General features: G+C 52.2%; 20 protein-coding genes, 3 pseudogenes and 1 riboswitch. Of the genes and pseudogenes, 9 read left to right on the top strand and 14 right to left on the bottom strand.

What is annotated here, in order from left to right:
• A pseudogene (locus BFF42_RS21860) lies at positions 1 to 339 on the top strand (IS1-like element IS1B family transposase); the annotation flags it as partial.
• A gap of 77 nt (positions 340 to 416) precedes the next feature.
• Here BFF42_RS21860 and ftsP read toward each other — a convergent pair.
• The 5 genes from ftsP to ygiW all read right to left on the bottom strand — a co-directional run bounded on the left by ftsP (position 417) and on the right by ygiW (position 6605).
• Positions 417 to 1829, bottom strand: coding sequence for a cell division protein FtsP (gene ftsP / locus BFF42_RS21855; protein WP_000059395.1), 1413 nt, complete (start codon positions 1827 to 1829; stop codon positions 417 to 419).
• 74 nt (positions 1830 to 1903) lie between these two features.
• Entirely contained in the window at positions 1904 to 2641 is a 738-nt protein-coding gene (gene plsC, locus BFF42_RS21850) for a 1-acylglycerol-3-phosphate O-acyltransferase (RefSeq protein WP_000965712.1), read from the bottom strand.
• Positions 2642 to 2873: 232 nt separating this feature from the next.
• Entirely contained in the window at positions 2874 to 5132 is a 2259-nt protein-coding gene (gene parC, locus BFF42_RS21845; protein ID WP_001281892.1) for a DNA topoisomerase IV subunit A, read from the bottom strand.
• A 545-nt stretch (positions 5133 to 5677) separates the two neighbouring features.
• Positions 5678 to 6160, bottom strand: a complete 483-nt coding sequence (locus BFF42_RS21840) for an AraC family transcriptional regulator (protein WP_000183511.1) — start codon at positions 6158 to 6160, stop codon at positions 5678 to 5680.
• Between the two features lie 52 nt (positions 6161 to 6212).
• Positions 6213 to 6605 (bottom strand): OB fold stress tolerance protein YgiW, encoded by a 393-nt coding sequence (gene ygiW / locus BFF42_RS21835; RefSeq protein WP_000712658.1) that lies wholly within the window; start codon positions 6603 to 6605, stop codon positions 6213 to 6215.
• 151 nt (positions 6606 to 6756) lie between these two features.
• Here ygiW and qseB point away from each other — a divergent pair, with 151 nt between their 5' ends.
• The 4 genes from qseB to BFF42_RS21815 all read left to right on the top strand — a co-directional run bounded on the left by qseB (position 6757) and on the right by BFF42_RS21815 (position 9798).
• Positions 6757 to 7416 carry a quorum sensing response regulator transcription factor QseB gene (gene qseB / locus BFF42_RS21830; protein ID WP_001221498.1) on the top strand — a complete coding sequence of 220 codons (660 nt, stop codon included), beginning with the start codon at positions 6757 to 6759 and terminating at the stop codon, positions 7414 to 7416.
• A complete protein-coding gene (qseC, locus tag BFF42_RS21825) occupies positions 7413 to 8762 on the top strand; it encodes a quorum sensing histidine kinase QseC (RefSeq protein WP_000673379.1) in 1350 nt (449 codons plus the stop codon). The genes qseB and qseC overlap by 4 nt, the downstream gene beginning before the upstream one ends.
• A gap of 109 nt (positions 8763 to 8871) precedes the next feature.
• Positions 8872 to 9453, top strand: coding sequence for an NADPH:quinone oxidoreductase MdaB (gene mdaB, locus BFF42_RS21820; protein ID WP_000065430.1), 582 nt, complete (start codon positions 8872 to 8874; stop codon positions 9451 to 9453).
• A 30-nt stretch (positions 9454 to 9483) separates the two neighbouring features.
• Complete coding sequence (locus tag BFF42_RS21815; RefSeq protein WP_000958598.1) at positions 9484 to 9798, top strand: putative quinol monooxygenase; 315 nt, start codon at positions 9484 to 9486, stop codon at positions 9796 to 9798.
• Positions 9799 to 9845: 47 nt separating this feature from the next.
• Here the strand turns inward: BFF42_RS21815 and parE are convergent, their stop codons facing one another.
• From parE to nudF, 5 genes are read right to left on the bottom strand one after another with little or no spacing between them, the layout of a single operon-like run.
• Entirely contained in the window at positions 9846 to 11738 is a 1893-nt protein-coding gene (gene parE / locus BFF42_RS21810; protein WP_039060354.1) for a DNA topoisomerase IV subunit B, read from the bottom strand.
• Positions 11739 to 11766: 28 nt separating this feature from the next.
• Positions 11767 to 12348 carry an esterase YqiA gene (gene yqiA, locus BFF42_RS21805; protein ID WP_000105736.1) on the bottom strand — a complete coding sequence of 194 codons (582 nt, stop codon included), beginning with the start codon at positions 12346 to 12348 and terminating at the stop codon, positions 11767 to 11769.
• Complete coding sequence (gene cpdA, locus BFF42_RS21800) at positions 12348 to 13175, bottom strand: 3',5'-cyclic-AMP phosphodiesterase (RefSeq protein ID WP_000444747.1); 828 nt, start codon at positions 13173 to 13175, stop codon at positions 12348 to 12350. Before cpdA ends, yqiA begins: the two co-directional genes overlap by 1 nt.
• Before the next feature lie 24 nt (positions 13176 to 13199).
• Positions 13200 to 13622, bottom strand: a complete 423-nt coding sequence (locus BFF42_RS21795) for a DUF1249 family protein (RefSeq protein ID WP_000833393.1) — start codon at positions 13620 to 13622, stop codon at positions 13200 to 13202.
• On the bottom strand, positions 13623 to 14252 hold the full coding sequence (nudF, locus tag BFF42_RS21790) for an ADP-ribose diphosphatase (protein WP_000917116.1): 630 nt from the start codon (positions 14250 to 14252) through the stop codon (positions 13623 to 13625).
• 204 nt (positions 14253 to 14456) lie between these two features.
• On the opposite strand from nudF, the gene tolC reads away from it, so the two are divergent.
• From tolC to BFF42_RS21775, 3 genes are all read left to right on the top strand, one after another.
• Positions 14457 to 15938: an outer membrane channel protein TolC gene (gene tolC / locus BFF42_RS21785; RefSeq protein ID WP_000735271.1), complete on the top strand. Its 1482-nt coding sequence runs from the start codon at positions 14457 to 14459 to the stop codon at positions 15936 to 15938.
• Between the two features lie 147 nt (positions 15939 to 16085).
• A complete protein-coding gene (locus BFF42_RS21780) occupies positions 16086 to 16757 on the top strand; it encodes a DUF1190 family protein (protein ID WP_000831554.1) in 672 nt (223 codons plus the stop codon).
• Between the two features lie 5 nt (positions 16758 to 16762).
• Positions 16763 to 17923 (top strand): glutathionylspermidine synthase family protein, encoded by a 1161-nt coding sequence (locus BFF42_RS21775; protein WP_000442860.1) that lies wholly within the window; start codon positions 16763 to 16765, stop codon positions 17921 to 17923.
• A gap of 37 nt (positions 17924 to 17960) precedes the next feature.
• Here the strand turns inward: BFF42_RS21775 and ygiD are convergent.
• Positions 17961 to 18750: pseudogene (gene ygiD, locus BFF42_RS21770) on the bottom strand (4,5-DOPA-extradiol-dioxygenase).
• Positions 18751 to 18892: 142 nt separating this feature from the next.
• Here ygiD and zupT point away from each other — a divergent pair.
• Complete coding sequence (gene zupT, locus BFF42_RS21765) at positions 18893 to 19654, top strand: zinc transporter ZupT (protein ID WP_001431040.1); 762 nt, start codon at positions 18893 to 18895, stop codon at positions 19652 to 19654.
• A 57-nt stretch (positions 19655 to 19711) separates the two neighbouring features.
• On the opposite strand, the gene yqiD is transcribed toward zupT, so the two are convergent.
• The 3 genes and pseudogenes from yqiD to BFF42_RS21755 all read right to left on the bottom strand — a co-directional run.
• Positions 19712 to 19882, bottom strand: a complete 171-nt coding sequence (gene yqiD, locus BFF42_RS26865; protein WP_000469266.1) for a protein YqiD — start codon at positions 19880 to 19882, stop codon at positions 19712 to 19714.
• Between the two features lie 260 nt (positions 19883 to 20142).
• On the bottom strand, positions 20143 to 20796 hold the full coding sequence (gene ribB / locus BFF42_RS21760) for a 3,4-dihydroxy-2-butanone-4-phosphate synthase (protein ID WP_001076997.1): 654 nt from the start codon (positions 20794 to 20796) through the stop codon (positions 20143 to 20145).
• A 103-nt stretch (positions 20797 to 20899) separates the two neighbouring features.
• Positions 20900 to 21048, bottom strand: a riboswitch (FMN riboswitch).
• Between the two features lie 75 nt (positions 21049 to 21123).
• Positions 21124 to 21415 (bottom strand): annotated as a pseudogene (locus BFF42_RS21755) (IS1-like element IS1X2 family transposase); the annotation flags it as partial.

The raw sequence follows: 21415 nt of genomic DNA, 5'->3' as shown, positions 1-21415 counted from the left end.
CAGCGCTGGCTGTTTTACGCGTATGACAGGCTCCGGAAGACGGTTGTTGCGCACGTATTCGGTGAACGCACTATGGCGACGCTGGGGCGTCTTATGAGCTTGCTGTCACCCTTTGACGTGGTGATATGGATGACGGATGGCTGGCCACTGTATGAATCCCGCCTGAAGGGAAAGCTGCACGTAATCAGCAAGCGATATACGCAGCGAATTGAGCGGCATAACCTGAATCTGAGGCAGCACCTGGCACGGCTGGGACGGAAGTCGCTGTCGTTCTCAAAATCGGTGGAGCTGCATGACAAAGTCATCGGGCATTATCTGAACATAAAACACTATCAATAAGTTGGAGTCATTACCGCCGGAACGAAAGAGAAATCGAAAAGTATTCCATACTCGCCCTCCTCGGGCGAGTATGAAGATTACGGTACCGGATTGACTAACAGTTGCCCAATCGAGCCACGGTCCGCCATTTCCAGCGTCTGACTGTTGAAGTAGAACGGGAAGTGCGCCCAGGAAGGCTGACCGAAATAAACAAGCAGCTCCACTTGTCCGTCAACCCAAACGGTATCTTTCCAGCCTCTGTCTTCCGGGAACGGCATCGCACCATTCACGTTACGGATCTGGAACATCACGCCTTCAATATGGAACGCTTGCGGCTCGTCCGCGCGTACCGTCCAGCGTTCCCACGTTCCTTGCTGCGCGGTGACATCAATACGGTTGACGTCCCACAGTTGTCCATTAATACCCGGGTCATCACCCAGACTGATATCGCGACTGCGAATCGGCGAACCGGCCATGATTTCAGTTGGCAGCAAGCGCATCGGAAGACTGTCTGTGACCAGCGGCAGAAGGCCGGTTGGGCGCAGCGTTAGCACCAGGGTAGAAACCAGAATGCTGGATGGCTCAAAGAAGCCACGAATACGATCAACAATGCTCGCCGCTTCGCCACAGGTGATCGACACTTCATCACCGTTGCTCATATCCACCAGAATCTCGCGGCGCTCGCCCGGTGCCAACGAAAGTTGCTTCACCGATACAGGAGCAGGCAGGAATCCCTGATCGCCAGAAATCACATGTAACGGGCGACCATCGCTCATCTGTAGTTGATAGCGACGAGAGTTCGACGCGTTCAGCAGTCGCAAGCGCACCCAGCCACGCGAGACTTCAACGTACGGGCTTTGTACACCGTTAACCAGCAGCGTATCACCAACAAAGCCGCCGCTTCCCGGTTCGTTGTATTCTGGCGTACCAAAGTTATCCAGCCGTTTATCCTGGATAATGACCGGAAAATCATCCACACCATAATGGTTGGGGATAGGCAGCGACTTGCTGACTTCATCTTCCACCAGCCACATTCCGGCAAGGCCGTTATAGACCTGCTGAGCCGTGCGGTTGGGAGTATTGGCGTGATACCACAGAGTAGCTGCGTTCTGGCGAATGGGCAGTACGGGTGCCCAGTCAGCGTTTGGCGACATCATCCGTGCCGGACCGCCCATCAGCGGGCCTGGTACCTGTAGCCCGGCCACCGTCATTGAGACATTTTCTGTCAGGCGGTTGCTGTAAATAAGCTTAACATCGTCGCCCTTCCAGACGCGGATAGTCGGCCCCAGGTAACGACCATTGATTCCCCAGACCGACGCGCGTGTCCCTGGCGTAAATGACCAGTGCGCACGTTGTACAGTCATAAACAGCGGTTGCCCACGGCGAGATTCAAGTAGCGGCGGAACGGGTAGCGGTTGCTGTTGCCCGGCTGCGCTGGCCTTCAGGGGAACAGCGCCGGCACAAAGTGCAATCCCCGATGCCTGAATGAACTGACGCCGACTGAGTGACATATTTGCTCCATGTAAAACTGGCTAAAGTAATACCGTGCAGGAAAGTGTTCCCCGCAAAAATACAGATTGCCGACTTAAACTTTTCCGGCGGCTTCGCGTTCTGCGACTTCTTTATCGAGCTCGGCGATTTTTTGTTCCATTATCGAACGACAATGGGCAGCCAGCTCACGAACCTGATCTTTGCCATACTGACTGACGTCAATTGGCGGCAGCATTTCGACAATCACCAGACCGTTGTGCAGTCGATTAAGATTAATCTTATTCGAAGTTGTAGAGACGCACACGGGAATAATCGGGACGCCCGCCGCAATTGCCGCGTGAAATGCTCCAGTCTTGAACGGTAGCAGGCCGCGACCACGGCTGCGGGTTCCTTCCGGGAACATCCAGATGGAAATACGGCGTTTTTTGAAATGATTCACGACTTCCGCAATGGTGCCGTGAGCTTTAGTGCGATTGTTTCTGTCGATCAATAAGTTGCCGGTTAACCAGTACAATTGCCCGAAGAAGGGGATCCACAGCAAGCTCTTTTTACCTACCGTCACCGTCGGCGGTTGCACAATGTTCGATGCTGTCACCATGTCATAGTTGTTCTGGTGGTTAGCGATATAGATAGCATTGCCGTAGCTTTCAGCATCTGCAGGTTTGCGGCACTCAACTTTCAGGCCGAACAGCGGCGCAAGACGGCCAAACATATGCCCAAAGGTGGCCACATGTTTCGGGTTACGCGGGCTGAAAAGGCAGTAAATGGAGCCGAATACACAGACTAAGATGCTGTAAATCACGGTAATAATAAGACGAAAGATATATAGCATAACAACCTCTGAAGGTCTGAGAGACTGGCATTGTACGTCACCTGAAATCAGGTTAGGGCATTGTTAAAAGCCGCTCTCTGGAAAAGCGTATTGTTAATCGCAACGCATGAATAAACAACGGTTTCAAGGGAATTTTTATCGTTTCCGGGGGTTGAATACGCTGCCGAATGACGACTTAACGTTTCATCCGGCGTTCCTTGCAAGCGGGAGGAAACAGGCCCTCCCCGGCATATTACTCTTCGCTATCACCGCTGCTGGCACGGCGAGGAGAGTCGATCTCAACACGATCGATACGCTGCAAACCGCGCATCAACGTACCGCGGCGTCCACGTTCGCCAGTGACTTTCTGTAACTCTTCCGGGCGCAGTTTAATTTTGCGTTTCCCAACATGAATGGTCAGCGTGCTTTGCGGCGGCAGAATGTACAATTGCGCCAGACCATCTTCTCCACGCGCGGCTTCTGCCGATGGAATGTTGATAATCTTGTTGCCTTTGCCCTTCGACAGCTGCGGCAGATCGCTTACCGGGAACATCAACATACGGCCTGCCTGAGTGATTGCCAGCAGCATATCGGAAGCATCTTCAATCACCACCGGCGGCATAACATGGGCATTTTCCGGTAAGGTGATCAAAGCCTTACCTGCACGGTTACGCGCCACCAGATCGTTAAAGGTGCAGACGAAACCGTAACCCGCATCGGAAGCCATCAGCAGTTTCTGATCGTCGCTTTCCATCAGCATATGGTCAACGGTCGCCCCAGGCGGCAACGTTAATTTGCCGGTGAGTGGTTCGCCCTGACCACGCGCCGACGGCAGCGTAATCGGGTCGATGGCATAGCTACGACCGGTGGAATCAACAAACACTACCGGTTGGTTGCTCTTACCTTTCACCGCCGCTTTGAAGCTATCACCCGCTTTATAATTCAGGCCCGGCGCGTCGATATCATGGCCTTTAGCGCTGCGTACCCAGCCCATCTGCGACAGCACAATGGTGACAGGTTCAGACGGCAGCATGTCGTGCTCGCTCATCGCTTTCGCTTCTTCGCGTTCCTGCAACGGCGAACGACGATCGTCACCGTAGGCTTGCGCGTCTGCCTGCAGTTCTTTCTTCAGCAGGTTATTCATTTTACGCTCGGAAACCAAAATGCCCTGCAACTGGTCGCGCTCTTTTTCCAGCTCACTCTGCTCACCGCGAATCTTCATCTCTTCCAGTTTGGCAAGATGACGCAGTTTCAGTTCGAGGATCGCTTCCGCCTGGGTTTCCGTAAGGCCAAACCGCGACATCAGCGCCGGTTTCGGTTCATCTTCGTTACGAATGATCTCAATCACTTCGTCGATGTTGAGAAACGCCACCAGCAAACCTTCCAGGATATGCAGGCGCTTGAGGACTTTCTCCAGACGATAGTTCAGTCGGCGGCGCACGGTATCGCGACGGAACACCAGCCATTCGGAGAGGATTTCCAGCAGGTTTTTCACCGCCGGACGACCATCCAGACCGATCATATTGAGGTTAATGCGATAGCTCTTTTCCAGATCGGTGGTAGCGAAGAGGTGGTTCATCACCTGATCCATATCCACGCGGTTGGAACGCGGCACAATCACCAGACGGGTCGGGTTCTCGTGGTCAGATTCATCGCGCAGATCGTCAACCATCGGCAGCTTTTTGTTGCGCATTTGCGCAGCAATTTGCTCCAGTACGCGCGCACCTGAAACCTGATGCGGCAATGCGCTGATAACCACCGCGCCATCTTCTTTCTTCCACACCGCGCGCATACGCACTGAACCACGTCCGTTCTCGTAGATTTTACGGATCTCGGCGCGCGAAGTGATAATTTCCGCTTCAGTCGGATAATCCGGCCCCTGCACGATATCCAGCAGCTGATCGAGCGTGGTTTTCGGCTGGTCGATTAATGCGATTGCCGCCTGAGCTACTTCACGCAGGTTATGCGGTGGAATATCGGTCGCCATGCCGACGGCAATACCGGTGGTGCCGTTAAGCAAAATGTTTGGCAGACGGGCAGGCAGCATTTTCGGCTCCTGCAAAGTGCCGTCGAAGTTTGGCACCCAGTCAGCCGTCCCCTGCCCCAGCTCGCTCAATAGCAGCTCGGAATATTTCGACAACCGGGATTCGGTGTAACGCATTGCCGCGAACGATTTCGGATCGTCCGGCGCGCCCCAGTTCCCCTGACCATCAACCAGCGGATAACGGTAAGAGAACGGCTGCGCCATCAGGACCATCGCTTCATAACAGGCGCTATCGCCGTGCGGATGGTATTTACCCAGTACGTCACCGACGGTACGGGCCGATTTTTTAAATTTAGCGCTGGCATTCAGGCCCAGTTCAGACATCGCATACACAATGCGGCGCTGAACAGGTTTAAGACCATCGCCAATAAACGGCAACGCACGGTCCATGATCACGTACATGGAGTAGTTTAAGTAGGCGTTTTCCGTAAATTCATGTAGCGCAAGGCGCTCTGCCATATCGCTCATTAATTCTGATTCCTCAACTTATTCGCCAGCCTTCAAAGGGGCAATATTGCCGGAGATACTACATTATCTGCCGCGTCGAGTCACAGGAGATCAGCGTGAATAGCGCCGCCGGACGTGCTCCGACGGCGATAAAGGCATCAATGTGCCTTGATATACAACTCTTTGCTGTAGACTTGATCGGCATAGAGGGCAGCACAAGGTTGCGCCCATGCCACACCACTCGGCATGGGGGTCCGCTCCGGGCGATTCGAGAAGTTGAGGTTATGCGAGTCCAGGGAAGCCTAAAGCATCAAAGTAGTCGACTGTAAGTATACGGTTCAGCCCAGTTTAGCTGTGTCTCCACCAGTGCCCCGCGCCTCCTGCCATAAGTGCGGCTTGCTCATGGATACCCCCGAGACGGCTTACGGCGCACCGGATAATAAATTTCGCGTATACATGGTATTCCTTACCGGAGAAATTATAAGCCCAACAACAATACGCCTGTGGCATTGTTCGCTCAAACTTATCGCGAGTGATTTGGCTCACACTCCGGTAAAGATTCCCCATCACGCTAACGGCACATAAACATCCGTTTCCAGTCGCTGTTCTGTCATACCTTCGGCAAGATTGGTGTAGTGAAACAGAATCGGTGCTTTACGCATTTTCTCGCCGCTTGCAGGCAGCCAGTGGCGAATGATGCCCCATACCGTGTGTGAAATATCGTCCAGCTCGCCAACGTGGCGGGCCACGGCATAACGTCCACCGGTAAGTTCACCATTGCTCACACCATAACGATTATCGGGAATCGGTTCGCTAACGCTGCCGCAGATATCAAAGCGAAACGCTTTCGGTGCGGTGGTGGCAGGGTCGTCCCAGGCGACGCCAAAAGTCTGGCTTTGGTTAACAGGAGAAAGCCCCGTCTCTTTACGCCACATGATAAATTTCGCCACACTGTAGTTGAGCAACTCAGGGCTACAGCGGTGCGGCAACATCGCCACAGGGATTGATGGGAAATCGATAATGTTTACATCCAGTGTCAGGTTTGTCATTTTGCCTCCCTGCGAAATTATTCCCGGGAACGCGTCCCGGGAGCGGTAACAATTACGGATTTACTTTGCGGATCTGTTTGACGTCAATTTCAACAGAATTCCAGTCTTTATCGACTTCCCCCTGAATCTCAACCGTATCTTTCGGCGTCACCGTCACACCGTTCCAGCGTTTGTGGTCGATATCAACATTGATAGTACCGCTGGCATCTTTAAACACGTAGAGATCGTCAGAGATGCGTTCAACGATATTGCCGCGCAGGGTTACCCAGGTGTCGTCACGCAGGGATTTTGCGCTTTCTACAGTCGTTACGCTGCCGTTCGGCCCCTGGAATCCTCCGGCCTGACTTTGCGTTGCCGATGGGCCAGAAAAACCGCCCTGCTCTGCTGCCATCACCGGTGCACTGCACAGGGCCATTACTGCGATTACTGCTGCGAATTTTTTCATGTTTATTACTCCCTTTAATGTCTGTTTCCGAGCATTTAACAAGATAGTCCTTAACAACTTCTTAAGGGAAAAAAATAAAATTTAATGCTGTACAGAGCGCGTTACAACACGGTTTACTGGCAGCAAATACGGTTATCGCAGGGATGAAAAAATGCGAATTTTACTGATAGAAGATGACATGCTGATTGGCGACGGCATCAAAACTGGCCTTAGTAAAATGGGTTTTAGTGTCGACTGGTTTACACAAGGTCGTCAGGGAAAAGAGGCGCTTTATAGCGCACCTTATGATGCGGTGATCCTGGATTTAACCTTACCAGGCATGGATGGTCGCGATATTTTGCGTGAATGGCGAGAGAAAGGTCAGCGTGAGCCGGTACTGATCCTGACCGCGCGTGATGCGTTAGCGGAACGTGTAGAAGGGCTGCGTCAGGGAGCTGACGATTATCTGTGTAAACCTTTTGCGTTGATAGAAGTCGCCGCCAGGCTGGAGGCTCTGATGCGCCGAACCAACGGCCAGGCCAGCAACGAGCTGCGCCACGGTAACGTCATGCTCGACCCCGGCAAACGTATCGCCACGCTGGCTGGCGAACCCTTAACACTGAAACCAAAAGAATTTGCCCTGCTGGAATTACTGATGCGTAACGCTGGTCGGGTACTACCGCGCAAACTGATTGAAGAGAAACTGTATACCTGGGACGAAGAGGTCACCAGTAATGCCGTTGAAGTGCATGTGCATCATCTGCGACGCAAACTCGGTAGTGATTTTATTCGTACCGTGCATGGTATTGGCTACACATTAGGTGAGAAATGAAATTTACCCAACGTCTTAGTCTGCGCGTCAGGCTGACGCTAATCTTTTTAATTCTGGCCTCGGTGACCTGGCTGCTTTCCAGCTTTGTCGCCTGGAAACAAACAACGGATAACGTCGATGAATTGTTCGACACCCAACTGATGCTGTTTGCCAAGCGGTTAAGTACGCTCGATCTCAACGAAATCAACGCGGCGGATCGCATGGCACAGACGCCAAATAAATTAAAACACGGTCATGTTGATGACGATGCGCTGACCTTTGCCATCTTTACCCACGACGGCAGAATGGTCCTTAATGATGGCGATAACGGAGAAGATATTCCCTATAGCTATCAACGGGAAGGTTTTGCTGACGGGCAACTGGTCGGTGAAGACGATCCTTGGCGTTTTGTCTGGATGACCTCACCTGATGGCAAATATCGCATCGTTGTTGGCCAGGAATGGGAATACCGTGAAGACATGGCGCTGGCGATTGTTGCCGGGCAATTGATCCCGTGGCTGGTCGCACTGCCGATTATGTTAATCATCATGATGGTACTACTGGGTCGTGAACTCGCGCCGCTGAACAAACTGGCGCTGGCACTACGTATGCGTGACCCTGACTCGGAAAAACCACTAAACGCGACTGGCGTACCCAGCGAAGTGCGACCACTGGTTGAGTCGCTAAATCAACTGTTCGCCCGCACACATGCGATGATGGTTCGAGAACGACGCTTTACCTCCGATGCAGCTCACGAACTACGTAGCCCGTTAACAGCGCTGAAAGTGCAAACCGAAGTTGCGCAGCTCTCTGACGATGATCCGCAGGCGCGGAAAAAAGCACTGCTCCAATTACATTCCGGGATCGATCGCGCTACTCGTCTGGTTGATCAACTGCTCACGCTATCGCGGCTGGACTCACTGGATAACCTTCAGGACGTCGCGGAGATCCCGCTTGAAGATCTCCTGCAATCGTCGGTGATGGATATTTACCACACGGCGCAGCAGGCGAAAATTGACGTGCGACTGACACTCAATGTCCAGGGCATCAAACGCACCGGACAACCGCTATTGCTAAGTTTGTTGGTGCGAAATTTGCTGGATAACGCCGTGCGTTACAGTCCACAGGGCAGCGTGGTGGACGTCACGCTGAATGCCGATAATTTCATCGTGAGGGATAACGGCCCCGGTGTGACACCAGAGGCACTGGCGCGAATTGGCGAACGCTTCTATCGCCCCCCCGGACAAACCGCTACCGGCAGTGGACTTGGGCTATCGATTGTCCAGCGAATCGCCAAGCTGCATGGCATGAATGTTGAGTTTGGGAATGCGGAACAAGGTGGATTTGAGGCGAAAGTAAGCTGGTAAGGGTAAGACTTTTGCTAAATTCGCAAAAGACTTTGCACATTTTGCTAATTTCACCGTACCGCTCTGTGACGTACTATAGTCGGCAAACGTCTCACCTTGAGGTTAAAAAATGAGCAACATTCTGATTATCAACGGCGCGAAAAAATTCGCCCACTCCAATGGTCAACTGAATGACACCCTGACCGAAGTCGCGGATGGCACACTGCGCGACCTCGGGCATGATGTTCGCATCGTTCGCGCCGACAGCGACTACGATGTCAAAGCGGAAGTACAAAACTTTCTCTGGGCTGATGTGGTGATCTGGCAGATGCCAGGCTGGTGGATGGGCGCGCCGTGGACAGTGAAAAAATACATTGATGATGTATTCACCGAAGGTCACGGGACGCTGTATGCCAGCGATGGCCGTACCCGCAAAGATCCGTCAAAAAAATACGGTTCCGGCGGCCTGGTACAGGGCAAAAAATATATGCTTTCTCTGACCTGGAACGCACCAATGGAAGCCTTCACCGAAAAAGATCAATTCTTCCACGGCGTTGGCGTCGACGGTGTGTATCTGCCGTTCCATAAAGCAAACCAATTCCTTGGCATGGAACCGCTGCCGACATTTATCGCTAATGACGTGATAAAAATGCCTGATGTTCCCCGCTATACTGAAGAATATCGCAAGCATCTTGTGGAAATTTTTGGTTAACTAGAGCTCAGGCTTTAGAAGGAGTTAACCATGCTTACCGTAATCGCAGAAATCCGTACTCGTCCTGGTCAACATCACCGTCAGGCGGTATTGGATCAGTTTGCTAAAATCGTTCCAACCGTACTGAAAGAAGAAGGTTGCCACGGCTATGCGCCAATGGTGGATTGCGCTGCTGGCGTGAGTTTCCAGTCTATGGCACCGGATTCTATCGTGATGATTGAGCAGTGGGAAAGCATCGCGCACCTTGAAGCGCATCTGCAAACCCCGCACATGAAGGCGTACAGCGAAGCCGTAAAAGGTGACGTGCTGGAGATGAATATTCGTATTCTGCAGCCAGGGATTTAATCCTGCCTTGTTTGCCCGGCCATCCTGACCGGGCAATGTTCTTTCCTTTAAACCTCAATCTCCGCCATGTCGCCTTTCTCTTGCAACCAGTTGCGGCGATCTTCCGAGCGTTTCTTCGCCAGTAGCATGTCCATCATCGCGTCAGTACGCTGATCGTCTTCATCATCGATAGTCAACTGCACCAGACGGCGAGTGTTCGGATCAAGCGTGGTTTCGCGCAATTGCATCGGGTTCATTTCCCCCAGACCTTTAAAACGCTGGACGTTCGGCTTGCCTTTCTTGCGTTTTAATTGCTCAAGTACGCCCTCTTTCTCTTCTTCCGTCAGCGCGTAATAAACCTCTTTCCCGAGATCAATACGGTAGAGCGGTGGCAGTGCGACGTAAACGTGACCGTGTTTCACCAACGCGCGGAAGTGTTTTACAAACAAAGCGCAGAGCAGCGTGGCAATGTGCAGACCATCGGAGTCAGCATCCGCCAGGATACAGATCTTGCCGTAACGAAGCTGGCTCAAATCGTCGCTGTCAGGATCGATACCGATCGCTACCGAAATATCGTGCACTTCCTGCGAAGCCAGCACTTCGTCGGAAGAGACTTCCCAGGTGTTAAGGATCTTACCTTTCAGTGGCATGATCGCCTGATATTCGCGATCGCGCGCCTGCTTGGCAGATCCGCCTGCGGAGTCACCTTCCACAAGAAACAGTTCGGTGCGGTTAAGGTCCTGCGCGGTACAGTCAGCCAGTTTGCCAGGCAGCGCCGGACCGCTGGTCAGCTTTTTACGCACCACTTTTTTAGCCGCACGCATACGACGCTGGGCGCTGGAAATCGCCATCTCTGCCAGCAACTCCGCCGCCTGAACGTTCTGGTTCAGCCACAGGATAAAGGCATCTTTCACCACGCCAGAAACGAATGCCGCGCACTGACGCGAAGAGAGACGCTCTTTGGTCTGCCCGGCAAACTGCGGATCCTGCATTTTTACTGACAGCACATAGGCGCAGCGATCCCAGATATCTTCCGCCGACAGCTTTACACCGCGCGGCAGAATGTTGCGGTATTCACAGAACTCACGCATCGCGTCCAGCAGGCCCTGACGCAGACCATTAACATGGGTACCGCCCTGCATCGTTGGGATCAGGTTGACGTAGCTTTCGGTCAGCAATTCACCGCCTTCCGGCAGCCACAGTAGCGCCCAGTCCACCGCTTCAGTATCGCCAGCGAAATTACCGATAAACGGTTTTTCTGGCAGCGTCGGTAAACCGTTTACCGCTTCCGCCAGGTAATCATTCAGACCGTCCTGATAGCACCAGCGCTGTACGGTGTTGTTGATCTCATCTTTAAAGGTAATCTCAACGCCGGGGCACAGTACTGCTTTGGCTTTCAGCACATGCGTCAGGCGTGAAACAGAAAAACGCGGGCTATCGAAGAAGGTTTCATCCGGCCAGAAATGGACGCTGGTGCCGGTATTGCGTTTACCGCAAGTGCCGACAACCTGTAAATCCTGCACCTTTTCGCCATTTTCAAAGGCGATGTTATAAATCTGACCATCGCGGCGCACGTTAACTTCTACGCGCTTCGACAGGGCGTTAACCACCGAAATCCCCACGCCATGCAGGCCGCCAGAGAACTGGTAATTTTTGTTAGAGAATTTACCGCCTGCATGCAGACGGCAAAGAATCAGTTCAACCGCCGGTACACCCTCTTCCGGGTGAATATCCACCGGCATCCCGCGCCCATCGTCAATAACTTCTAACGACTGGTCAGCATGTAAAATAACGTCCACGCGTTTTGCGTGACCCGCCAGTGCTTCATCCACACTGTTATCAATGACTTCTTGCCCCAAATGGTTAGGGCGAGTGGTATCGGTATACATCCCCGGACGGCGGCGAACCGGCTCAAGTCCGGTGAGTACCTCAATGGCATCAGCGTTATAAGTTTGCGTCATGGTTTAAGTTAGTAATTCGAGTTGATCGTCAGAGATGGTGCAGACCAAGAAAATCGACGATCGGGTTGAAATAATCTTCGAAGCCCGTGAATGCGTGGTTGCCGCCTTCTATGACAGTCTGGCGGCAGAAAGCGTAGTACGCCACCGCCTGGCGGTAATCCAGCACTTCATCTCCCGTCTGTTGCAGCAGCCAGATCAAATCCGGCGCTTCCAGCGAGTCAATCTGCATGACTTTAAGATCGTAAATATGGCGTGACTCTAGCACATATTGCTGCCCGGTGTAGGGGTTCTCGTTCTGACCGAGATAGTCCGTCAGCAGTTCAAACGGGCGCACCGCCGGGTTTACCACCACTGCGGGCAGCATAAAACATTGTGACAACCAGGTGGCGTAATATCCCCCCAGTGACGAACCGACAATACCCAGCGAATCGCCGCCATGTTCCAGGACAATGGATTCCAGCAGCTCTGCCGCGTCGGAAGGATACGGCGGCAACTGCGGAATGATCATCTCAACGTCAGGGTGATGTTCCGCCAGCCAGTTTTTTAACAAGCTCGCTTTTGCAGAGCGCGGCGAGCTGTTGAAACCGTGTAAATAAAGAAGCGTAGACATCAGTAGCCTTCTGAAGCGGTATCAGGTTGGAAACGTGTGTCCGCCAGGCGATGCACCTCGGTGGTCAGCGTGCCATCAGCATGTAACTCGAGAGTACGCCAGCCGGGCGCGATGGTATCCAGCGTAAAGTTGGAACAGTGCGGCTTAAACTGCACACAGGTCGACGGCGTTGCCAGCAGGCGGCGACCGTTCCAGTCGAGATCCAGCTCCTGATGAATATGACCGCACAGCAAGTATTTGACGTGCGGAAACTTCGCCAGCACGGTATCCAGTTCGCCCGCGTTACGCAGACTGTGTTGATCGAGCCAACTACAACCCGCAGGTAGCGGATGATGATGCAGCAGCAGCAACGTATGGCGTTCTGGCGCATCGGCCAGTTTACGTTCCAGCCACTCAAGCTGAAACTCGCTCAGCTCACCGTGCGGCACGCCAAACACCTGGCTATCCAGCAACAGGATTTGCCATTGCTCACCAATAAACACGCGCTTCGCCGGGGAGATACCCGCATCCTGTAACGCGCTGTACATCGCGGGCTGGAAATCGTGGTTGCCCGGCAGCCAGACGCAGGGCGCACGAAAACTTGCGATGCCTTCAGCGAAATGCTGATAGGCCGCAGAGGATTGATCCTGCGCTAAATCACCTGTCGCGACAATCAGGTCGAATTCGTGCTGATGTGGACGAATCGCCTCCAGCACCGCCTGGTAGCTTTCCCAGGTGTTTACCCCTAACAGGGCTTCGTGCTTTTGTGCAAACAGGTGAGTATCGGTAATTTGTAAAATCCTGACTCTGGCCTCACCAGCCAGAGGAAGGGTTAACAGGCTTTCCAAATGGTGTCCTTAGGTTTCACGACGCTAGTAAACCGGAATCGCCATCGCTCCATGTGCTAAACAGTATCGCAACCAGTCCGCTAAAAACTGGTTAATTTGATGCTTTTCGTCGCGTTGATGCAACTTTTTATTAGGATAATCATACCGCGCTTTGAAGCGAAAAATCTGCTGGCTTGAACACACTTCAGCCACCATCGCGTCATGATACAGACGCACCGTCATTGACGGAAGGCTCCAGTAACTGATCGCGGGCGCAGTCTGTTCTATTGTCACCAGGGTAGTGTATCGGGTCGATTCCACAATCGTCAGCCGATATTGTGCGTTTGCCACCTGATAGCTTACAGTTTCGCCGGGTGCGTCATTGCGCGGTAACAAACGGCGCAATTGTGAAAAGTTCATCTCGCACAGGCGCATCATTTCAGGAAAGTCAGGTGTGTAACGCTTCATTTATGCCCACTCATTTTTTAACGCTTGATGGTGCAGCTGCAGCCATTGCAAAGCGATGAGCGACGCTGCGTTGTCGATTTTCCCCTCTTCTACCCACTGGTATGCCTGTTCCCGGCTTACCACATGAACGCGAATATCTTCGTTTTCATCAGCCAGACCATGAATACCGCTTGCGGTCGTGGCGTCCACTTCGCCCACCATAATTGACGAACGCTCACTGGTGCCCCCCGGGCTTGCCAGGAAACTTAACACCGGTTTGGTCCGTTTGACTATCAGCCCCGCCTCTTCAATCGCTTCGCGACGGGCAACATCTTCCACACTTTCACCCTCTTCAATCATCCCGGCAACCATCTCCAGTAGCCAGGGGGTTTCGCTAGTGTCGTACGCGGCAATTCGAATCTGCTCAATCAGCACAACTTCATCACGCACTGGGTCAAAGGGTAGCAAGACTGCGGCGTGACCGCGCTCAAAAATTTCCCGCCGCACCTCATGACTCATTTGCCCGTTGAATAGACGATGACGAAATCTATAAAGATCTAATGAAAAAAAGCCGCGATAAAGTGTTTCTCGTGCAATAATTTCTACATCGTTTTTGCCAAATGTAACGGGCAGGTTGTCTGGCTTAAGCATTGTTAATGTCCTGGCACTAATAGTGAATTAAATGTGAATTTCAGCGACGTTTGACTGCCGTTTGAGCAGTCATGTGTTAAATTGAGGCACATTAACGCCCTATGGCACGTAACGCCAACCTTTTGCGGTAGCGGCTTCTGCTAGAATCCGCAATAATTTTACAGTTTGATCGCGCTAAATACTGCTTCACCACAAGGAATGCAAATGAAGAAATTGCTCCCCATTCTTATCGGCCTGAGCCTTTCTGGGTTCAGTTCGTTGAGCCAGGCCGAGAACCTGATGCAAGTTTATCAGCAAGCACGCCTTAGTAACCCGGAATTGCGTAAGTCTGCCGCCGATCGTGATGCTGCCTTTGAAAAAATTAATGAAGCGCGCAGTCCATTACTGCCACAGCTAGGTTTAGGTGCAGATTACACCTATAGCAACGGCTACCGCGACGCGAACGGCATCAACTCGAACGCGACCAGTGCGTCCCTGCAGTTAGCTCAATCCATTTTTGATATGTCGAAATGGCGTGCGTTAACGCTGCAGGAAAAAGCAGCAGGGATTCAGGACGTCACATATCAGACCGATCAGCAAACCTTGATCCTCAACACCGCGACCGCTTATTTCAACGTGTTGAATGCTATTGACGTTCTTTCCTATACACAGGCACAAAAAGAAGCGATCTACCGTCAATTAGATCAAACCACCCAACGTTTTAACGTGGGCCTGGTAGCGATCACCGACGTGCAGAACGCCCGCGCGCAGTACGATACCGTGCTGGCGAACGAAGTGACCGCACGTAATAACCTTGATAACGCGGTAGAGCAGCTGCGCCAGATCACCGGTAACTACTATCCGGAACTGGCGGCGCTGAATGTCGAAAACTTTAAAACCGACAAACCACAGCCGGTTAACGCGCTGCTGAAAGAAGCCGAAAAACGCAACCTGTCGCTGTTACAGGCACGCTTGAGCCAGGACCTGGCGCGCGAGCAAATTCGCCAGGCGCAGGATGGTCACTTACCGACGCTGGATTTAACGGCTTCTACCGGGATTTCTGACACCTCTTATAGCGGTTCGAAAACTCGTGGTGCCGCTGGTACCCAGTATGACGACAGCAATATGGGCCAGAACAAAGTGGGCCTGAGCTTCTCGCTGCCGATTTATCAGGGCGGAATGGTTAACTCGCAGGTGAAACAGGCCCAGTACAACTTTGTTGGTGCCAGCGAGCAACTGGAAAGCGCGCATCGTAGCATCGTGCAAACCGTACGTTCCTCCTTCAACAACATTAATGCATCTATCAGTAGCATTAACGCCTACAAACAAGCCGTAGTTTCCGCTCAAAGCTCATTAGACGCGATGGAAGCGGGCTACTCGGTCGGTACGCGTACCATTGTTGATGTGTTGGATGCAACCACCACGCTGTACAACGCTAAGCAAGAGCTGGCAAATGCGCGTTATAACTACCTGATTAATCAGCTGAATATTAAGTCAGCCCTGGGTACGTTGAACGAGCAGGATCTGCTGGCACTGAACAATGCGCTGAGCAAACCGGTTTCCACTAATCCGGAAAACGTTGCCCCGCAAACGCCGGAACAGAATGCTATTGCTGATGGTTATGCGCCTGATAGCCCGGCACCCGTCGTTCAGCAAACATCCGCACGCACTACCACCAGTAACGGTCATAACCCTTTCCGTAACTGATGACGACGACGGGGCTTCGGCCCCGTCTGAACGTAAGACAACGTAAAGATACGGGTTATCTGCCGCATTCTTCCCCCTTCTCGCTTCAATTTCGACCAGCCATCCTCTATTCTGATGGGTATTTACCACTGGTCCCGGAAGACAAAAATGAAACGGACAAAATCCATACGCCACGCATCGTTCCGCAAAAACTGGAGCGCACGCCATCTGACACCAGTCGCTCTCGCGGTTGCCACTGTTTTTATGCTGGCTAGCTGTGAAAAGAGTGATGAAACAGTGTCTCTCTATCAAAATGCTGACGACTGTTCAGCTGCAAACCCAGGCAAAAGCGCCGAATGTACCACCGCGTACAACAATGCGCTGAAAGAAGCCGAACGTACTGCGCCGAAATACGCCACCCGTGAAGACTGTGTTGCTGAATTTGGTGAAGGTCAGTGCCAGCAGGCACCAGCCCAGGCTGGCATGGCACCAGAAAACCAGGCGCAGGCCCAGCAATCCAGCGGGAGTTTCTGGATGCCGCTGATGGCCGGTTACATGATGGGGCGTCTGATGGGCGGCGGCGCGGGATTTGCACAGCAGCCGCTGTTCTCCTCGAAAAACCCAGCCAGCCCGGCTTACGGTAAATATACCGACGCGACGGGTAAAAACTATGGCGCAGCCCAGCCAGGCCGCACCATGACCGTACCGAAGACAGCCATGGCACCAAAACCGGCGACCACTACTACCGTTACCCGTGGCGGTTTTGGTGAATCTGTTGCCAAACAAAGCACTATGCAGCGTAGCGCAACCGGCACCTCTTCTCGTTCAATGGGTGGCTGATACCGATGGAAAGAGTCAGTATTACCGAGCGCCCGGACTGGCGTGAAAAAGCCCACGAATACGGTTTCAATTTTCACACCATGTACGGCGAGCCGTACTGGTGTGAAGATGCTTACTACAAGTTGACCCTCGCCCAGGTTGAAAAGCTGGAAGAAGTCACCGCCGAACTGCACCAGATGTGCCTGAAAGTGGTGGAAAAAGTGATCGCCAGCGATGAGCTGATGACCAAATTCCGCATTCCAAAACACACCTGGAGTTTTGTGCGTCAGTCATGGCTGACTCACCAGCCATCGCTTTATTCGCGTCTTGATCTGGCATGGGATGGCACTGGCGAACCTAAACTGCTGGAAAATAACGCCGATACACCAACGTCACTATACGAGGCGGCGTTCTTTCAGTGGATCTGGCTGGAAGATCAGCTTAACGCCGGTAACTTGCCGGAGGGCAGCGACCAGTTTAACAGTCTGCAAGAAAAGCTAATCGATCGCTTTGTCGAGTTGCGTGAACAGTATGGCTTCCAGTTGCTGCATCTCACCTGCTGTCGCGACACGGTGGAAGATCGCGGAACCATTCAGTATTTGCAGGACTGCGCGACGGAAGCTGAAATCGCTACCGAGTTCCTCTACATTGACGATATCGGGTTAGGTGAAAAAGGTCAGTTCACGGATTTACAGGATCAGGTAATTTCCAACCTGTTCAAGCTGTATCCATGGGAATTTATGTTGCGTGAGATGTTCTCCACCAAGCTGGAGGATGCAGGCGTACGCTGGCTGGAACCGGCGTGGAAGAGCATTATCTCCAACAAAGCGCTTCTACCGCTACTGTGGGAGATGTTCCCGAATCACCCGAACCTGCTGCCCGCTTATTTTGCGGAAGATGATCATCCGCAAATGGAAAAATATGTGGTTAAACCGATCTTCTCCCGTGAAGGCGCAAACGTGTCGATCATTGAGAACGGCAAAACCATTGAAGCAGCGGAAGGTCCGTATGGCGAAGAAGGGATGATTGTTCAGCAATTCCATCCGTTACCGAAATTCGGCGACAGCTATATGCTGATTGGTAGCTGGCTGGTGAACGATCAACCCGCCGGAATTGGCATTCGTGAAGACCGTGCATTGATCACCCAGGATATGTCTCGGTTTTATCCACATATTTTTGTTGAGTAATCAATGATGCCGGATGGCATTCGCCATCCGGTAATTGTTAACCTATCTGCACCGACAGCATACTCAGGCTGCCCATTTCTATACCATCGACCGGAATGGTAATTGGCTCCTGCCCATCCCACGCACCTAAGACATACAACAACGGCAGATAGTGCTCCGGCGTTGGGTTCGATAACGCGCCACCTTCATGGTCGAGGTAATTCACCAGAGGATGCTGCTCTACCGCCCCTTGCCACGTCAGATTCGCTTTCACATACTCATTAAACGACATCGCCCAAGGATATGATGAACTATCACCGTGCCACTTCACTGTACGCAGGTTATGCACCACGTTGCCACTGGCGACCAACATTATTCCTTCATCTCGCAGCGCTGCCAGTTTGCGCCCCACTTTCGAAATGCCAGGCGGCAGGTTTGCTACTGTCGATACTCAACTGCACCATCGGGATATCGGCGTCAGGATACATCTTAATCAGCACGCCCCAGGAACCGTGGTCAAAGCCCCAGGCTTCTTTATCCAGCGTCACCGGGACCGGCGCTAACAGCTCAACCAGATGCTGTGCCAGCACAGGCGAACCCGGAGCAGGATAATGCGTATCGTACAGCGCCTGCGGGAAGCCACCAAAGTCATGAATCGTGGGCGGCGTCTCCATCGCGGTCACTCCTGTTCCACGGGTAAACCAGTGAGCCGAAACCACCACAATCGCTTGCGGGCGTGGCAATGTCATCCCCAACTTCTGCCAGCTGCGGGTATACAAATTATCTTCCAGCACGTTCATCGGACTACCGTGACCTAAAAACAATGCTGGCATACGTGTTGAAGACATGATGATATCCTTAACTAAGGGTGTCATTTTGATATCCTCACAATACGCTTGTTCGGCGGAGTAAGAACCCGGATAACAATGATGATGATCATCAGTTATTTTGACGATCTGCCTGAAGGTGAAGATTTATAAGGAGTTGTCGATGTCAGTACCTCTCATTCTGACCATACTGGCGGGGGCAGCCACGTTTATTGGCGCGTTTCTCGGCGTTCTCGGACAAAAACCCTCGAACCGCTTACTGGCGTTTTCGCTAGGTTTTGCGGCGGGGATCATGTTGCTCATCTCATTAATGGAAATGCTTCCTGCCGCACTAGCAGCTGAAGGAATGTCGCCTGTGTTGGGTTATGGAATGTTTATCTTCGGTCTGCTTGGCTACTTTGGCCTGGACCGCATGTTGCCGCATGCGCATCCGCAGGATTTAATGCAAAAATCGGTGCAGCCGTTGCCAAAATCGATCAAGCGCACAGCCATTCTGCTCACTCTCGGCATCAGTCTGCATAACTTCCCGGAAGGGATTGCCACCTTTGTCACGGCGAGCAGCAACCTGGAGCTGGGATTTGGCATCGCACTGGCCGTCGCGTTGCACAATATCCCTGAAGGTCTGGCAGTGGCAGGCCCGGTTTATGCGGCAACGGGGTCTAAACGCACCGCGATTCTGTGGGCGGGGATTTCTGGACTAGCAGAAATTCTTGGTGGTGTGCTGGCGTGGTTAATCCTCGGTAGCATGATTTCCCCGGTGGTCATGGCGGCGGTTGCAGGAATTATGGTGGCGCTCTCGGTTGATGAATTAATGCCGCTCGCCAAAGAGATTGACCCTAATAATAACCCCAGCTATGGCGTACTATGTGGAATGTCAGTGATGGGATTCAGTTTAGTGCTGCTACAAACGGCGGGAATTGGTTAAAAACAACATCAGAAGTTGTCCAGCACATGGACAACTTCTGCCAGCTTCACGAAAGCCTTATTCTACCTTTTCGGCTGTCTCTTCTCTCGTACTGTTTAAGTATTTGTTCCGCGCTTCAAGCAGTGCGTCTCTGTCCTGGCGAAACGCCCGACAATAACGTTTCAAATGCAGGAAATAACCCACCACAACCAGAGCAATCAATACAATCCAGTACCAGGCGATAAACATCCTTTTACCCTTAATATTTAACAATACTAAACATTTAGCGCATAAATTTCACATATCCTTTTTCGGATATATTCATATGGTCGCATAATAACGGAACAATTATATGATTTTGATCATAATGAAAAAGAATGCCTGATATTAATGAAATTTTCTCATAGAAAGAGAAGCGGAATTAACATCTTGCATAGCAGGGCAAAATAAAAACCGAAGCCAGCTACAACTTCGGTTTCTTGATTAAGGCAGTAATTAAGCAGCGGTTTTCAGCTGGCTTTACGCTCATGTGCCTGACGGTATGCCACCAGGTCTTCAATAGTCACGAGCGCCATATTGTGTTTATTGGCAAACTCAATGCACTCTGGTGCACGCGCCATCGTGCCATCGTCATTAGTCAGCTCACACAGCACACCAGCCGGTTTAAAGCCTGCCAGCGTCATCAAATCAATAGTCGCTTCAGTATGACCGCCACGCGTCAGTACACCACCTGCCTGCGCGCGAAGTGGGAAAACGTGGCCCGGGCGATTCAGATCAGAAGGTTTTGCGCCATCGGCAATCGCTGCGCGAACGGTCGTAATACGATCAGCGGCAGAAACACCGGTAGTCACACCTTCAGCCGCTTCAATGGTCACGGTAAAACCGGTGCCATAGGCGCTGGTGTTATTTTCTACCATCATTGGCAGATCAAGTTGTTTACGGCGATCTTCAGTGATGCACAGGCAAACAATACCGCTACCGTGGCGAATGGTCAGCGCCATCTGCTCAACGGTCATGGTTTCTGCCGGGAAGATCATATCGCCTTCGTTTTCACGGTCTTCATCATCAAGCACCATTACACCGCGTCCTTCACGCAGCGCAGCCAGTGCATTTTCAACACGTTCGAAAGGCGTACCAAAAGAGGAAAGTAGCGTCTGATTCATGGTAAAAAAAACTCACTAAAATTATGGTTACCAGAATCAGGGCAGTCTTAGGAGTGGCGGCATATAGCCAAAATAACGTGAGCGGGTCCATGCCCGACAGAATCGTTACTCTCTCCCATCCGGACTCTAACCGTCGGCCCCGGAATTACACCGGATCTGCTGTCCTTTGAGTTCGCACCCAAAGCGCTCGCGGGCTTTCAACTGAGTTGATTTACCGCCGGTGGGGAATTTCGCCCCGCCCTGAGAATAAGCGGATTCACTATAACGCTAATGATTAGCGGCAGCAACGCATAGCTTCACATAATTCTGGTTGGTAATGACTCCAACTTACTGATAGTGTTTTATGTTCAGATAATGCCCGATGACCTTGTCATGCAGCTCCACCGATTTTGAGAACGACAGTGACTTCCGTCCCAGCCTTGCCAGATGTTGTCTCAGATTCAGATTATGTCGCTCAATGCGCTGAGTGTAACGCTTGCTGATAACGTGCAGCTTTCCCTTCAGGCGTGATTCATACAGCGGCCAGCCATCCGTCATCCATACCACGACCTCAAAGGCCGACAGCAGGCTCAGAAGACGCTCCAGTGTGGCCAGAGTGCGTTCACCGAAGACGTGCGCC

It is taken from the genome of Shigella sp. FC1661, from assembly GCF_001712525.1.
In the GTDB taxonomy this organism is placed as follows: Bacteria; Pseudomonadota; Gammaproteobacteria; order Enterobacterales; family Enterobacteriaceae; genus Escherichia; species Escherichia coli.
This window is presented reverse-complemented; position numbering and strand designations above follow the sequence as displayed.